This window comes from Ferrovibrio sp. (assembly GCF_002796975.1).
Lineage (GTDB): Bacteria > Pseudomonadota > Alphaproteobacteria > Ferrovibrionales > Ferrovibrionaceae > Ferrovibrio.
Genome location: NZ_PEKV01000004.1, coordinates 37913 through 52595 on the forward strand (window position 1 = coordinate 37913; position 14683 = coordinate 52595).

Genomic DNA, 14683 nt, shown 5'->3' on the forward strand with positions numbered 1-14683 from the left:
AATGCCACCGCGCCGGCCGTGCGACATTGCTTTTTAGCGAGCCGACAGTGCAAGATTGCCCATTCGTCCGCTTTCACTGTAGCCATGACTCTCGATACACCCACCGTCGCATTTGTCACCGTTCTGGTGGTGTGTCTACAGGGCGGCATCCTCACCGCTCTCTGGCTGATCCATCGTGACATGCGTGGCATCGGCTTCTGGGCTGGCGGCGCGCTGCTGGTGGCGGTTGGCGTCATGGGCTCCTTCCTGCTCAGCCGCTCCCTCCCTTCGGCGACGCTTGTTGTCAGCAATGTCGCGATCGTTGCCGGCCTGGCCATCACCTGGTGGGGCATCGACGCCTTCTTCGGCCGCCGCCCGGGCTATCGTCTCGGCCTCGTCATCCTCACCATCACCGCTGTTGGCGCGGCTTATTTTGTCGGCACCGAAAATTCGCGCGGTCGCATTATCTTCCTGCTCGGCGTCTTCGCGCTGATGGCCGGCCTGCGCATCTACAGCCTGCTGCGCGAGGTGGAGCCCGGCACGCGATTTTCACAATTTTTCACCAGTACGGCGCTGGGCGCGCAGGCCATCTACTACCTGGTGCTCGCTACAACGGTGTTCAGCCTGCCGCCGGTCGAGAAACCCCTGGCGCAGGTTCCCTTCTTCGGCTGGCTGTTTCTGATTCCGATGCTGCTGTCGATCATGGTGGTGTTCGGCGTGGTCCTGCTGGTCAACCAGACGATCGCGACACGGTTGAAGGAATCCGCCCGCCGCGACGTGCTGACCGAGGCGCTGACCCGCCGCGCCATGGAGGAAGTGGCGGAGGACGAACTGGCGCGCAGCCGGCGCCATGATCTGCCGCTCAGCCTGCTGCTGCTCGATATCGACCATTTCAAGCTGGTCAACGACCAGTATGGCCATGCCGCTGGCGATACCGCCTTGCGTCAGTTCGCCGGCGCCGTGCGGCGCTGCCTGCGCCGCGAGGATGTATTCGGCCGGCTCGGCGGCGAGGAATTCTGCGCCCTGCTGCCCAGCACGGCGGTCGGTGGCGCGGCGCAGCTGGCCGAACGCATCCGCCAGTCGGTCGCCAATCTGGCGGTCGAGGCCGGCGGACATCGCCTGTCGATGAAAGTGAGCATCGGCGTCGCCAGCCTCGGCGAGCATGGCGGCAACTGGGACGAGCTGGTCAACCAGGCCGACCGTGCCATGTATGCCGCCAAGCGCGCCGGACGCAACCGCGTGATCGTCGGTGAGGCGCAGCCGGCAGCGACTGGCCTGCCGGGCTAGTTGCTCAGCAGAACGGGCAGCGTCATGTTGCCCAGCACGGTTTCGGTCACGCCGCCGAATACCATCTCGCGCAGGCGCGAATGGCCGAAGGCGCCCATCACCATCATGTCGCAGCCGCGTGATTTGGCCTCGTTCAGCAGCGCCTGCCCCACCTTGGTGCCGTTGGCGGCGATCACCGCACTTTCCAGACGCAGGCCGTGGCGCTGCAGATGGTCGGCGATTTCCGCCAGCGCCGCACGCCCCTTGCGCTCCGGACCGAGCGTGATCAGGTGCACCACCTCGGCACCGCGCAGCAGCGGCATGGCGTCATGCAGCGCGCGCGCTGCTTCGCGTTTGCCATTCCAGGCCACCAGGATGCGGCGACCGAGGTCCGCTGCGCTGCCGGCATAGGGCACCGCCAGGATCGGCCGGCCGGCCTGCAAAGCCAGTTCATGCGGCAGCACATCCGTACCATAGGGGATCGAGGCCGGATCGCTCGGATTGGGATCGGGCTGGCCGACGATGGCGATGTCGCTGCAGCGCGCCGCCAGGCGCAGGGCTTCCACCGGCGCGAGGTCGCTGCTGAGCCAGCGATGCTCGATGCCGGCACTGGCGCAGGTGGAGAGGAAATCCTCCTTGGCGCCGACCGAGGCTTTCTGCGCCTCGTCCATCTGTTTCTGGATCAGTTCGGTGGGAATATACTCGCCCATATAGTAGGGCACGTTCGGCGGCGGCACCGTATAGAGCCCGCTGATGCGCGCGCCGAAACGGCGCGCCATGCCGATGGCGATCTGCGTGCGCGCAGCATTGCGCGGATCAAGCGTAAGATGGACCACGATATCGCGGTAACTCATCGCGCGGCCTCCTTGGTTATGGCCGTGCCGCTTATCCCCCGGCAGCATCGACCCGTCTTTATCGGAAGTGCAGATGATCTACTGACTATGACTTTAGGCAGCCGGACGCGCCGAGGCAAGGTGGCATGCCGTCGCATGCCCCCGGTTTACATCCCGGTTATGCGGCGAATCAGGCTTTAGGCAGCAGCCTGGGTCTTCCACGGCGGCAGGCGGTTTTCCTCGACCGCATGGCAGGCCACGGCGCCGCCCTCGACCGGCAGCGCCTTGGGCACTTCGCGCCTGCAGCGCTCGTTGGCCAGCGGGCAGCGCGGATGGAAGCTGCAGCCCGGCGGCGGATTGAGCGGGCTCGGCACCTCGCCGGCCACCGGCGTACGCGCCCGGCCGGTCATGTCGAGGTCGGGGATCGCATCCAGCAGCATGCGTGTATAGGGATGCAGCGGCCGTTCGAACAGCGTCTGGGTGTCGGCCCATTCGACCAGGCGACCGAGATACATCACGCCGACCTTGTCCGAGACGTGATAGACGACGGCAAGATTGTGGCTGATGAAAAGATACGTGAGGTTCAGCTTGCGCTGCAGTTCCTTCATCAGATTCAGGATCTGCGCCTGCACCGACACATCCAATGCGGAAGTCGGCTCGTCGCAGACCAGGAATTCCGGCTCGCCGGCAAGCGCGCGGGCGATCGAGATGCGCTGGCGCTGACCGCCGGAGAATTCATGCGGATACTTGCGCGCATCCAGCGGCGACAGGCCGACCTGGGCCAGCAATTCGCCGACACGCGTCTGAATCTCGGCGCGGCTCTTGAGCAGGCGGCGGAAGCGTAGCGGCTCGGCGACGATATCGCCGACGCGCCAGCGCGGGTTGAGCGAGGCATACGGATCCTGGAAGATCATCTGCATACGACCCTGGATCTCGGGATGCTTCGCACGCGTCGCGGCCTGGCCGATCTCGACGCCCTCGAAATTGATCGAGCCGTCGCTCGGCTCATACAGGCCGACGATCAGGCGTGCCACGGTCGACTTGCCGCAGCCGGACTCGCCGACCAGGCTGAAAGTCTCACCCTTGTCGATCGAGAAATTCACGCCGTCGACGGCGCGCACGATGCTGCGGCCCTTGCCTTCCAGCATGCGGTTCAGCCAGGGCGCCGACACGTCGAAGACCCGCTTCAGGTTGGTCACAGAGAGCATCGGAGTCTTAGACATGTGCCGGCTCCTTCGCGACCAGCCAGCAGGCGGCGTTGCTGTTGCCGGCCGGCATCGGGTCGGGCCGCTCGACGCGGCAGCGGTCGAACACCTTCGGACAGCGCGGATTGAAAGCACAGCCCTTCGGGATGGCATTCAGGCGCGGCATCGAGCCGTCGATCTGGGTCAGGCGCTCGGCCTTGTGGCCCATCGCCGGGATCGCGCCCATCAGGCCGACGGTATAGGGATGATGCGGGCGCTTGATCACATCCTGCACCGGGCCGATCTCGGCGATACGGCCGGCATACATCACGGCGACGCGGTCGGCGGTTTCGGCGATCACGCCCATGTCGTGCGTCACCAGCATCACCGCGGTGCCGTGTTCGCGACACAGCCGCCTGAGCAACTGGATGATCTGCGCCTGGATCGACACATCGAGTGCCGTGGTCGGCTCGTCGGCGATGATCAGCTTCGGCTCGGCAGCCAGCGCAAGCGCGATCACGACGCGCTGGCGCATGCCGCCCGAGAACTGATGCGGATAGTGGGTGATGCGTTCGGCTGCCGAGGGGATGCCGACATCCTCAAGCAGTTTCACCGCACGGTCGCGCGCCTGCGCATGGGTCAGCGGCAGATGCGTCTGGATCGTTTCGATCAGCTGGTCGCCCACCTTGTAAAGCGGGTTCAGGCTGGTCAGCGGATCCTGGAAGATCGCACCGATCTGGCGACCACGAATGCGGCGCATCTCATGATACGGCAGATTGTCGATGCGACGGCCTTCGAGACGGATCTCGCCGGACGCAATGCGCCCGGGCGGTTCAAGCAGGCCGATGATCGCCGCACCGGTCATCGACTTGCCGGCGCCGGACTCGCCCACCACGCCGAGCACTTCGCCGGCAGCGATTTCGAGCGATACGTCATCGACCGCGACAAGAGTGCCGCGCCGGGTCGGAAACTCGACCCGCAGATTCTTCACTTCAAGCAGCTTCGGGCTGGTCATCACAAATTACCGGAGCTTCGGATTGAGAGCATCGCGCAGCCAGTCCCCCAGCAGATTGACCGACAGGACGAGAATGGCAAGCGCCGCGCCGGGGAAGATGGTGATCCACCATTCGCCCGACAGGAGGAACTGCTGGCCGGTATTGATCAGGGTACCGAGCGACGGCTGGGTCGGCGGCAGGCCGACGCCGAGGAAACTCAGCGTAGCTTCGGTGATCACCGCAAGCGCCAGGTTGATGGTGGCGATCACCAGCACCGGGCCAAGCACATTGGGCAGCACATGGCGCAGCGCGATCAGCGGCCCGGGCAGGCCGATCACGCGGGCCGCCTGCACATATTCCTTGTTCTTTTCCACCAGCACCTGACCGCGCACGGTGCGGGCATACTGTACCCAGTAGCTGAGGCCGATGGAGACGATCAGCACGGTGATCGCGGCCTGACTGTGCTTGTCGGCGCCGAGCAGGCCGCGGGTGACGCCATCGACCAGCATTGCGATCAGAATTGCAGGGAAGGACAGCTGAACGTCTGCCACACGCATAATGAAGGCATCGATCGCGCCGCCCATGTAGCCGGCGATCAGGCCGAGCGCGATGCCCAGCGTCATCGCAAAAATCACGGCGAGGAAGCCGACGCTGAGCGAGGTGCGCGAGCCATACATGATGGTCGAAAGAATATCGCGGCCCTGGTCGTCGGTGCCGAACAGGAATTTCGCCTCGCCACCCTCTTCCCAGACCGGCGGCTTGAAGCCGTCGGACAGATCGAGCGAGGCAAGATCGAACGGGTTATGCGGCGCCAGCAGCGGCGCGCCATAAGCCGAAATGAAGAAGATCGCGGTGATCGCGGCTGACACCATCACCAGCTTGTTGCGGGTAAAGCTGTACCAGATGTCGCTGTCGCGCGCGCGGCGCCAGTATTCGGCAAGCAGGCTCATCACTTGCTCCCCGATGTACGGCCCTGCGCGCGCAGGCGCGGATCGACCACGAAATACAGCATGTCGACGATAAGATTGATCACCACGAACACAAAACCGATCATGACGAGATAGGTGGACATCACCGGAATGTCGGCATAGACGACCGACTGCAGGAACAGCAGGCCGACGCCGGGCCAGGAGAACACGGTCTCGGTGATGATGGCGAAGGCGATGATGGCGCCCAGCTGCAGACCGGTAATGGTGATCACCGGCACCAGCGTGTTCTTCAGCGCATGGCCGAAATGGACGGCGCGATTGGACAGGCCGCGGGCGCGGGCGAACTTGATGTAGTCGGTGCGCAGCACCTCCAGCATCTCGGATCGCACCAGCCGCATGATCAGCGTGAGCTGGAACAGGCCGAGCGTGATCGAAGGCAGGATGATCGCTTTCAGGCCGCTGACGGTGAGCAGGCCGGTCGACCAGAATCCGAGTTTGATCGTATCGCCGCGACCGAACGACGGTAACCAGCCGAGGATCACCGCGAAGATGTAGATCAGCAGGATGCCGATCAGGAAAGTGGGCAGCGAAACGCCGATCAGCGACACCGTCATCATGGTGCGCGACAGCCAGCTGTTCGGATACAGGCCGGCGAACACACCCATCGGGATGCCGGCGACGAGCGCGAAGATGGCGGCGACCAGACTGAGTTCCAGCGTGGCAGGCAGACGATCGGCGATCATACGGCCGACCGGCTCGGTGGTCCGGTAGCTCAGACCGAACTTGCCCTGCACGGCATTGACCACGAAGCGGCCGAAGCGCACCGGCATGGGATCGTCGATGCCCAGGCTCTTGCGGAGCTCGACGATCTGGTCGGCCGGCGTGTCCTGACCGACGATGTTGGCCACCGGGTCGCCAACGAAATTGAACATCGCGAAGGAGACGAAGGCAACCGCCAGCATCACCAGCGCGGCCTGCACGAGGCGGCGTACAATAAAAGCAATCATTGGGGCAGTATCCCTAACGGCGCGGCCCGGGCGGAAGCCCGGGCCGTCCGTTATGAGAGAACAGACTTACTTGATCTTGACGAAGCGCAGCGGGAAGTAGTTGTCCGCCGGCTGCACGAGATCGACATTGTCCTTCGCGGCCCACACCACGAACTGCTGATGCAGCGGGATGTAGCCGAAGTCGTCGAGGTAAGCCTTGGTGGCCTCCTTGATCATCGCGTCGCGCTTCGTCTTGTCGGTCTCCTGCTCCATCTTGTCAGACAGTTCGTCGACCTTCGCGTTCGAATAGCCACCCGCGTTGAACAGGCCCTTCTTGGTCTTCGCACTCGGGGTCTGGATCAGCGACTCGAAGACGTTATGAACGTCGTAGGTCGCGGCCGGCGACCAGCCCAGCATGTAGAAGCTGGTATTCGGCGACTTCTCGATATCCGACGCGGTGCGCAGGATCTTCGCGAAATACTTCGAACGGGTCTGGGCCAGCAGGTTCACCTTGATGCCGACCTTCGCCAGCATGGCAACCGACGCCTGGCAGATCGCTTCGTCGTTGACGTAGCGATCGTTCGGGCAGTCCATGCCGACTTCGAAGCCGTTCGGATAACCGGCATCGGCCAGCAGCTTCTTCGACAGCGCCGGATCGTACTTCGGACGCACGTCGAGTTCCTTGTCGTAACCGTTCAGGCCCTGGCCCACCATCAGGGCGCTGGGGCGCGACTGGCCACGCATGACAGTGCGCTTGATCGCCTCGATATCGATGGCGCGATAGAACGCTTCGCGGACCTTCTTGTCCTTGAAGGGGTTCTTGCCCTTGACGTTCGAATCCGGCAGCTCGTTGAGCTGCTGGTTGAAGCCGAGGAAGACGATGCGGGTTTCCGGGCCTTCGATGATGCGGCGACCGGCGGTCTTGCGGATACGCTCCACGTCCTGCGGCGGCACGGTGTAGATCATGTCGATCTCACCCGACAGCAGGGCGGCGACGCGGGTGGCGTCGTTGGCGATGCGCTGGAAGATCACCTCGGTGAGGTTATGTTCCGGTTTGTCCCACCAGCCCTTGTTCGGCTCGAGAACCGTACGCACGTCCGGCTCGCGGGTCTTCACGACGAAGGGACCGGTGCCGTTCGAGTTACGGGTAGCGAAGTTCTCTTCGTTCTTCGTCATGTCGGCAGCAAACTGGGCGTTGTTCTTCTCGGCCCAGGCCTTCGACATGATACCGATCAGCGCCAGCTTGTCGGCCAGCAGCGGATCCGGATACTTGGTGTCGATCTCGACGACGAAGTCGCTGACCTTGCGCACTTCCTTCACCGAAGTGAAGTTGCCGCCGAGGTTCGAGCCCTTGCCCATCGCGCGATTGTAGGAGAACACCACGTCGTCGGCAGTAAAGGCCTCGCCACCGGCGAACTTCACGCCCTGGCGCAGTTCGAAGCGCCACAGGGTCGGGCTCTTGTTTTCCCACTTCGTCGCCAGCGACGGCTCGAGCTTCAGGTTGCGATCGCGGCGCACGATCGGCTCGTAGACGTTGGCCATGAAGGTGAGCAGGAACGTCTCATTGCGGGCGTACGGATCCATCGAACTGACGTCGCCGTCATTGCCCCACTTGAACGTCTTGGCCGAACTCGGCTGCGCGCCGAGCAGAGCGACCGTGGCAACCGCTGCAACCAGCGACGCCTTGAAGAACTTGCTTTGCATCGTCCCCTATTCCTTCTCCCAACGAATGACATCGACCTGTATTTTTCAGGCCGTATGCTGACAGGCCCGCCCCCGCGGTGCCTGCAGCGCTGGGCGGATCATAGGCGGCAGGACGTATATACGTCTACAGCTACTGTAGAAACGCCAGAGCCAAAAAACCGGCCCCGTGCCTGCCCTTAAGGCATCTGCAAGCGGGATTAACGCGGTGCGGAAATGGACCAATCTGCGCCGGAATGGTTCACATTCCGGCCACCGCACGACATGGTAAATGCGGGTGTGCTTATGATAGCGGCCTAGGAGAGTCTCCTGGCCAGCAGCACAGCGTCCCTGCCCTTCACGATCCGGCGAGCCGGCATCACCAGCGTGCAGCCTCCGTCGGGTGCACGCAGTTCCTCGCCGTCATCGGTGGCGATCAAGGTACCGGCGGGCAGCTCTTCAAAGCCGATGAAATCGCCGGCAAAGCGGAAATGATCGGTCCTGGCGACCATTGCGTCAGTCACTTCATAGCGCTTCGGCGCACCGGCTTCGGCTTTGTATTGCGCCGCAAGATCGGCCGGGATCAGCCCATAGAAGTCGAGGAAGCGCATGGCGACGGCAATGGCGATCTCGCCGCTGCTGCGCGCAAAATGCTGGCCACACTCCACCACCACTGCGAGCGGACTCGCGTCAGGATTGCCGAAAGCGCCGTACTGGATCAGCGGCCGGCCGGAATGCTTCACGCCCGGCAGGATGACGTGATGCAGCGGTGCGTGCAGGTGGCGCACCAGCGGATCGAGCTTGGCATGCGGCTCGTAGATCAGCATCGACGGCACGGCATAGGAGGTGGAATGCAGATCGAGCAGGCCGTCGGCCTCGGCATAGATATGCCTCAGCGCACGGGCGCGCTTCACATCCACGGTGGCATCCGGCCCTTCCAGTGTGTCGACATCCCAGACGCGGTTGAAGTCGCGTTCGACATAGCGGGACTCGAACGGCCTGGCCGGATCGAAGTTGTGATAGGCATCCACATTCGCAAATGCCAGGGTCAGCTTGCCGCGCAGCGGGCGAATGCCCTGCTCGAACAGATGGGTGACCGCCACCATGCCGCAGAATTCGTTGCCATGCGTCAGGCCATTCACGACCACATGCGGGCCCGGTCGGCCTGAGTCGAAGGTATGTACGTAATCGACGCCGCGATTGCCGGCGCGATAGGCCGACAGATCCTTCGGCATCACTTCGATCGGGGGCAGTTCCAGATGCTGACTCGTCATGCTGCTGTCTTTACCTCAGTAAAAAACTGCCAATGCCATACAAACCGAAGCTGAGCATCAGCAAACCGGAAGTCCCATTGATCCATTTCAGGCCGCCATTGCCAAGCCGTTCGCGGAAGGCCCCGGCCAGACCGGCCAGCGACAGCCACCAGACCGACGAGCCGGCGAAAACGCCAAGCACCAGCCACAGGGCCATCGCGTTCGAGAGCCCGAAAGCGCCGATGCCGAAAAAGGCGAAAATGCCGAGAAAGGCAACGATGGTGATCGGATTGGTGGCGGTAAGAATGAAGGTGGACGCGAAGCAGGCGATCGGCCGCTCGTTATAGGTGCGCGCGGCGGAGACGGCAGGTTCGGGATGCAGCGCGGCGCGCAGCATACGCCAGGCCATGAACAGCAGAAACAGACCGCCGCAGAGACGGAATGTCGCTTCATGCGCCTGCAGCCAGTTCGAAACCAGGCTGAGGCCGAAAGCGGCGACGCAGCCATAGGCCGCGTCCGCGATGGCGGCGCCAAGGCCAGACATCAGGCCGGCGATGCGGCCCTGGTGCAGCGTCCGCTGCACGCAAAGCACCCCTACCGGACCGACCGGCGCAGCGATGATGAACCCTGCCACAATGCCCTTGCCCAGCATCAGCAGGTTGTCCCACACCGCATCGAACTCCGAGAGATGAAAAACGCCGCCCGTCCGGGCTCTGGTTCCGGCGGACAATTATGCAGTGCTGGCCTGTAGCATACCGCTGCCGGAGGCGCAAACACTGCCCCAGTCATTCTGGCTCCATCACTATTACGAAATCTGGCGCTTATCCTAGGGCCTGATGGAAGCTATCCCATTGGCAGACAAGGAGTTCCAGATGAACCAGGTTACCCCCAAACCGACCCCTGCCCCCAGCCGGCGCAGCCGCGTCGTGCGTGTTGGCGACCGCGGCCATTACGATGCCGCCACGCTGCATGCGATCCTCGATGCCGGCTATGTCTGCCACGTCGCCTTCGTGCAGGACGGCCAGCCATTGGTGATCCCGACCGCCTACTGGCGCGAGGGCGACTACCTCTACATCCATGGCTCGACCAGAAGCCGCATGGCCATAGCACTGGCTGCCGGCATCCCGGCCAGCGTCGCGGTCACGCTGCTGGATGGTCTCGTGCTGGCGCGCTCGGCTTTCCATCATTCGATGAATTATCGCTCGGTGGTGGCGATGGGGGTGTTCGAGAAGATCCCCGACGACCACAAGATGGCGGCGCTGGAAGCTTTCACCGAACGCGTCGCACCCGGCCGCTGGGCGGATATCCGCGCGCCGAACCGGCAGGAGATGAAGGGTACCATGGTGCTGCGCCTGCCGCTGACCGAGGCCTCGGCCAAGATCCGCAGCGGTCCGCCGAAGGACGACGCGGAGGATATGGCGGTTCCGGCCTGGGCCGGTGTGCTGCCTTTCGCGCAGGGTTTCGCGGCCCCGGTGCCCGATCCGCAGCTGGCCGCCAGCGTGGCCTTCCCGGACTACCTCAGGGCTTTGACCAGCCGCTGAACCGCGGCCTCCAGCTCGTCTTCCGGGAAAGCGGCAAAGCCCAATACGAGCCCGCTGACCGGCCGGGCGATGGCATAGCGCGACAGCGGCATCGCGCTCAGGCCCGCCGCCCGAACAGCGTCAGCGGCGGCACGGTCATCGCGGCCATCGCGGAAGCCCACCGCCAGGTGCAGGCCGGCCTCGGTGGCGCCGATCTCGAACAGGTCGGCGGCGTGGCGTTGTAGACTATCCAGCAGGGCGGCACGGCGCTTGCGGTACAGCACCCGCATGCGCCGCACATGCTGGGCGAGATGGCCTTCGGCGATGAAGCGCGCCAGCACCGCCTGCGAGGCCGGCGGTGCGAAACCGTCCGCCGTCGCCTTCAGCCGCAGGAAACCCTCCACCAGCGCCGGGGGCAAAACGACATAGCCAAGCCGCAGGCCGGGGAACAGCACCTTGCTGAAGGTGCCAACATAGAGCACGCGTTCGCCGCCATCCAGCCCCTGCAGGGCCTGCAACGGCGGACCGCCATAGCGGAACTCGCAGTCGTAATCGTCCTCGACGATCCAAAGGCGGCGGGCGCGCGCTTCCGCCAGCAGGGCCAGCCGTCGCGCCAGAGGAAGTGTCATGCCGAGCGGGAACTGGTGCGAGGGGGTCAGCATCACCAGCTTGGGCGTCGGCTGCAGCCGGGCCAAGGCGGCCGGGTCGAAGCCCTGGGCATCGACCGGGACCGGATGCAGCTTGGCCCCCACCCCGGCCAGCGCCTCGCGCAGGCCGACATAGCCGGGGTCTTCCACCGCCACGGCATCACCCGGATCGAGCAGCAGCCGGCCGATCAGATCGAGCGCCTGCTGGGCGCCGGAGACGATGACGATGGTCTCCGGCGTGCAGGCGACGCCGCGGGAATTTGTCAGGTAACCTGACAAATTCTGCCGCAGGTCTTGCAGTCCCTGCGCCGGCCCGTTGGCCAGCAGACGCAGGCTGTCCCGGCCGCGCAGGGTCTGGGCGGTCAGCCGCCGCCACAGGTCGAGCGGGAATTCATCCAGTGCCAGCGGCCCGGTCGCGAAGGGCTTCGCCGGAAACTGGCCGGGGAAAGACTCGCCTTCCGCGTGTATCCGGCCGAACCGGTCGGAGCGGCGGGAGAGGACCGGTTCGGCCGGTCTGGCGACCGTGTCGCCGATGCCTTCCGGGGGCAGGTCGGCGGCGACGAACAGCCCGGCGCCGCGCCGGCTTTCCAGGTAACCCTCCGCCACCAGACGTTCGAGGGCGGCCATCACGGTGTTGCGGCCGAGCCCCAGTTCGGTGGCCAGTGTTCGGCTGGAGGCCAGACGTTCGCCAGGCGACCATTCCCCGGCCAGCACCGCCTTGCGGATCGCGGCGTATAACTGCTCCTGCAGGCTGGCATCGCCGGGTCCTCTGGTGGGCCTGAACCAGCCAATAAACCGTCCTGCCGCGCGCCGCGCCATCAGATCTCACAATTCAGATTATTTAAGAAATATAATATATTGATATTATTTATGCTTTCATGATCTGTAATTTAACTTTCTGAGGTCATGGATGAAATACCGGTACCCCAAGAAGCTTCTCATGTCCATACAAGAACACTGCATAAACAACTGCGGATATTACAAGATTGACGATTCCGATATCCGACCACTTCAGCCGCACTTTACCCTGCACAACCGCCTGCAGCGGCCAGATTGAGGTTTTCTGTCTAAATACTTGCCACTGCTCGCCGAATTGTGCTGCACGCTTGCGATCGATGGAAAACATGCCATTCACGGCTGTCACCAGGATCGCGCCGGCCAGCAGCCAATGCGCCACGTCCCCGTTGGCCACCATGTGAGTCCCAGCCCACAGGCTGAACGCCCAGAGCATCGGATGGCGGGTGATCTTGGTGAAGCCCCGCACCGGCAGCTCGCCTTTCAGGACCATGTCCGGTCCGGCCATGGTCGGGTTGCTGGGACGCAGGCTGCCGACCAGCAGCAGCACGGCCACCGGCATGACCAGCAGCGGGACCAGGGCCAGGGTCGAACTGGCCGGCCAGAATTCGACATACGGCGCCCGGACATAGGTCCAGATCAGGGCGGCGAGCGCCACGGCACTCAGGACCGAGAACAACCCCCGGTAGGCCGGCAGGCCAAGCCGACGGACCAGTCCCGGCCGCAGCGGACCGGCCACCACGACATGCAGCAGCACCCAGGCTAGGGCGGCCAGAATCAAGGGCATCATCATTCATCCTCCCGCTCGCGGCGGATGCCCGCAGCGAGCTGCTGCGCCGTCGCCGCCGCCCGGGCCAGTTCTGACGGCAGCAGCCGGCTTTCGATGTAACGACGGTTCCCGGCGGCCTCGGTCATGCCGAACTCCTCGGCCAGCCGCAGATAGGCCCAGCCCCGGACGGGATCGGCCGGCCGGCCCCCGCTGATATTGGCCTCGCCGCGATAGGTCAGGTCGCCGAGCACGAACAGCGCCTCGGGATGCCCCTGCAGGGCCGCCCGTTCGAGCCAGCGCCGCGCCGCGGCCGGATCGGCCGCACCGCCCTCCCCGGCCTCCAGCATCCGGGCCAGCTGGAACTGGGCGTCCGCATTGCCGCCGTCCGCCCCGACGCCATACCAGTGCCGGGCAGCCGGCAGATCGGCCGCGATACCCTCGCCGGCCTCCAGATAGGCGGCGTATTTGAAAGCGCCCGAGGCATGACCGTTCTCGGCCGCGCGGCGGAACCAGCCGATCGCCGCCGGCAGATCCTTCCTGGTGCCCTGCCAGCCCAGTTCCTGCCACAGCCCCCAGCGGAACTGCGACGGTGCATAACCCGCCTCGGCCTGGGCCGCGATCAGCTTCTGCGCCCGTGCCGGGTCCGCCGGGCGACCGCGTCCGGTGGCCAGATAAGTGGCAAAATTGTTCACGGCGGCGCCATGCCCCTGCGCGGCGGCTTTTTCCCACCAGTCCATCGCCGCCGTCTGGTCCGCCGGTACGCCCTCGCCATTGAACAGAATGCTGGCCAGCAGGTTCTGCGCGTTGTCGATACCGCCCTCGGCGGCGCGCCGCAGATAAGGCAGTGCGCCGGCACGGTCGCGCGGACCGCCCTCGGCCTTGAACAGCATCTGCCCGGCAAGCGCAGCGGCAGGGATATGCCCCATATCGGCGGCGCGGATCGCGTCCTGACGCGCCTGCGCCAGGTTGAGAAGGCCGTACTGCGGACCGCTATGCAGCAGCGCGAGATTGTACCAGCCGCTCGGCTCGCCCTGCGCAGCCGCGGCGGCAAAAGCAGTCGCAGCGCGGCTCGGATCGCGCGGCGTGCCGAAACCGGCCATATAATAGCGCCCAAGTTCGTTGAGCCCGGCCGCCAGCTCAGCCGCAGCGGCGCGGCGCGCCCAGGCAAAGCCACGTGCCGCCTGCGCCTCATCGCGTGCCTCGAGGACGACATACGCCAGATAGGCATCGGCAAACGGGTTGCCATCCTCGGCGGCGCTCTCCAGCAGTTTCCGACCACGCGACGGATCGGCCGGCACGACCTCGCCTTCGGTCAGCAGGCGCCCGAGCCGGTAGCGCGCATTGACGGCACCTGCAGCGACGGCACGCTCCAGCAACGCCATGGCCTCTTTTGCCTCTGCCGGGCGGCTCTGCAGGATCAGTTCGGCCAGATTGGCCCAGGCGGTTGCTTCACCCAGTTCGCCGGCACGCCGCAACGCCCGTTCGGCACCTGCAGCATCGGGCGGACCGCCGGCACCGGCTATCAGCATATAGCCCAGGCTGCCGAGGGCACGCGGATGATCCTGCGCCGCAGCCTTGGCAAACCAGCCGCGGGCAGCCGCATCGTCGCGCGGCACGCCGAGCGAAAACTGATGGATCACGCCGACCTGATACTGGGCCTCGGCATTGCCTGCCTCGGCCCGCCGCAGCAGGGCGGGCAGATCGTCGACGGGTGCCACGGAAGGAGGCGCCTGCGGCGTGGAGAAACGGTCGCTGGGCCGCGCGACGGCGTCAGCGGTCAGCAGCAGGGCGAAAACGGAAACCGACAGCGCCAGCAAGCGGGCGCGACGGGAAAAACCGAAAAACAT

General features: G+C 64.9%; 13 protein-coding genes. 2 read left to right on the forward strand and 11 right to left on the reverse strand.

The window, feature by feature from the left end; all coding sequences use genetic code 11:
- Positions 1–84: 84 nt before the first annotated feature.
- Positions 85–1266 (forward strand): GGDEF domain-containing protein, encoded by a 1182-nt coding sequence (locus CTR53_RS02820; RefSeq protein ID WP_290809279.1) that lies wholly within the window; start codon positions 85–87, stop codon positions 1264–1266.
- On the opposite strand, the gene CTR53_RS02825 is transcribed toward CTR53_RS02820, so the two are convergent.
- The 8 genes from CTR53_RS02825 to CTR53_RS02860 all read right to left on the reverse strand — a co-directional run bounded on the left by CTR53_RS02825 (position 1263) and on the right by CTR53_RS02860 (position 9775).
- Complete coding sequence (locus CTR53_RS02825) at positions 1263–2099, reverse strand: universal stress protein (RefSeq protein WP_290809280.1); 837 nt, start codon at positions 2097–2099, stop codon at positions 1263–1265. The genes CTR53_RS02820 and CTR53_RS02825 overlap by 4 nt on opposite strands.
- A 176-nt stretch (positions 2100–2275) precedes the next feature.
- Positions 2276–3301, reverse strand: a complete 1026-nt coding sequence (locus tag CTR53_RS02830; protein ID WP_290809281.1) for an ABC transporter ATP-binding protein — start codon at positions 3299–3301, stop codon at positions 2276–2278.
- Positions 3294–4277: an ABC transporter ATP-binding protein gene (locus CTR53_RS02835; RefSeq protein WP_290809282.1), complete on the reverse strand. Its 984-nt coding sequence runs from the start codon at positions 4275–4277 to the stop codon at positions 3294–3296. Before CTR53_RS02835 ends, CTR53_RS02830 begins: the two co-directional genes overlap by 8 nt.
- Positions 4278–4283: 6 nt before the next feature.
- Positions 4284–5207 (reverse strand): ABC transporter permease, encoded by a 924-nt coding sequence (locus CTR53_RS02840; protein ID WP_290809283.1) that lies wholly within the window; start codon positions 5205–5207, stop codon positions 4284–4286.
- A complete protein-coding gene (locus CTR53_RS02845; RefSeq protein ID WP_290809284.1) occupies positions 5207–6193 on the reverse strand; it encodes an ABC transporter permease in 987 nt (328 codons plus the stop codon). Before CTR53_RS02845 ends, CTR53_RS02840 begins: the two co-directional genes overlap by 1 nt.
- 66 nt (positions 6194–6259) lie before the next feature.
- On the reverse strand, positions 6260–7876 hold the full coding sequence (locus CTR53_RS02850; RefSeq protein ID WP_290809285.1) for an ABC transporter substrate-binding protein: 1617 nt from the start codon (positions 7874–7876) through the stop codon (positions 6260–6262).
- Positions 7877–8169: 293 nt separating this feature from the next.
- Positions 8170–9126, reverse strand: a complete 957-nt coding sequence (locus CTR53_RS02855; RefSeq protein WP_290809286.1) for a succinylglutamate desuccinylase/aspartoacylase family protein — start codon at positions 9124–9126, stop codon at positions 8170–8172.
- Positions 9127–9136: 10 nt separating this feature from the next.
- Complete coding sequence (locus CTR53_RS02860) at positions 9137–9775, reverse strand: LysE family translocator (protein ID WP_290809287.1); 639 nt, start codon at positions 9773–9775, stop codon at positions 9137–9139.
- 202 nt (positions 9776–9977) lie between these two features.
- Here CTR53_RS02860 and CTR53_RS02865 point away from each other — a divergent pair, with 202 nt between their 5' ends.
- Positions 9978–10646 (forward strand): pyridoxamine 5'-phosphate oxidase family protein, encoded by a 669-nt coding sequence (locus CTR53_RS02865; protein ID WP_290809288.1) that lies wholly within the window; start codon positions 9978–9980, stop codon positions 10644–10646.
- Here the strand turns inward: CTR53_RS02865 and CTR53_RS02870 are convergent.
- The 3 genes from CTR53_RS02870 to CTR53_RS02880 all read right to left on the reverse strand — a co-directional run bounded on the left by CTR53_RS02870 (position 10619) and on the right by CTR53_RS02880 (position 14683).
- On the reverse strand, positions 10619–12091 hold the full coding sequence (locus CTR53_RS02870; protein ID WP_290809289.1) for a PLP-dependent aminotransferase family protein: 1473 nt from the start codon (positions 12089–12091) through the stop codon (positions 10619–10621). The two genes, CTR53_RS02865 and CTR53_RS02870, sit on opposite strands and share 28 nt — an antisense overlap.
- Positions 12092–12176: 85 nt before the next feature.
- Positions 12177–12848, reverse strand: coding sequence for an NnrU family protein (locus CTR53_RS02875; RefSeq protein ID WP_290809290.1), 672 nt, complete (start codon positions 12846–12848; stop codon positions 12177–12179).
- Between the two features lie 8 nt (positions 12849–12856).
- Positions 12857–14683, reverse strand: coding sequence for a tetratricopeptide repeat protein (locus tag CTR53_RS02880; RefSeq protein WP_290809291.1), 1827 nt, complete (start codon positions 14681–14683; stop codon positions 12857–12859).

Excerpts from the sequence above, each read along its gene's own strand:
- CTR53_RS02830 (WP_290809281.1), bottom strand. The coding sequence starts at position 3,301 with ATGTCTAAGACTCCGATGCTCTCTGTGACCAACCTGAAGCGGGTCTTC.
- CTR53_RS02840 (WP_290809283.1), bottom strand. The coding sequence starts at position 5,207 with ATGAGCCTGCTTGCCGAATACTGGCGCCGCGCGCGCGACAGCGACATC.
- CTR53_RS02880 (WP_290809291.1), bottom strand. The coding sequence starts at position 14,683 with ATGTTTTTCGGTTTTTCCCGTCGCGCCCGCTTGCTGGCGCTGTCGGTT.
- CTR53_RS02835 (WP_290809282.1), bottom strand. The coding sequence starts at position 4,277 with ATGACCAGCCCGAAGCTGCTTGAAGTGAAGAATCTGCGGGTCGAGTTT.
- CTR53_RS02850 (WP_290809285.1), bottom strand. The coding sequence starts at position 7,876 with ATGCAAAGCAAGTTCTTCAAGGCGTCGCTGGTTGCAGCGGTTGCCACG.
- CTR53_RS02865 (WP_290809288.1), top strand. The coding sequence starts at position 9,978 with ATGAACCAGGTTACCCCCAAACCGACCCCTGCCCCCAGCCGGCGCAGC.
- CTR53_RS02855 (WP_290809286.1), bottom strand. The coding sequence starts at position 9,126 with ATGACGAGTCAGCATCTGGAACTGCCCCCGATCGAAGTGATGCCGAAG.
- CTR53_RS02820 (WP_290809279.1), top strand. The coding sequence starts at position 85 with ATGACTCTCGATACACCCACCGTCGCATTTGTCACCGTTCTGGTGGTG.
- CTR53_RS02870 (WP_290809289.1), bottom strand. The coding sequence starts at position 12,091 with ATGGCGCGGCGCGCGGCAGGACGGTTTATTGGCTGGTTCAGGCCCACC.
- CTR53_RS02845 (WP_290809284.1), bottom strand. The coding sequence starts at position 6,193 with ATGATTGCTTTTATTGTACGCCGCCTCGTGCAGGCCGCGCTGGTGATG.
- CTR53_RS02825 (WP_290809280.1), bottom strand. The coding sequence starts at position 2,099 with ATGAGTTACCGCGATATCGTGGTCCATCTTACGCTTGATCCGCGCAAT.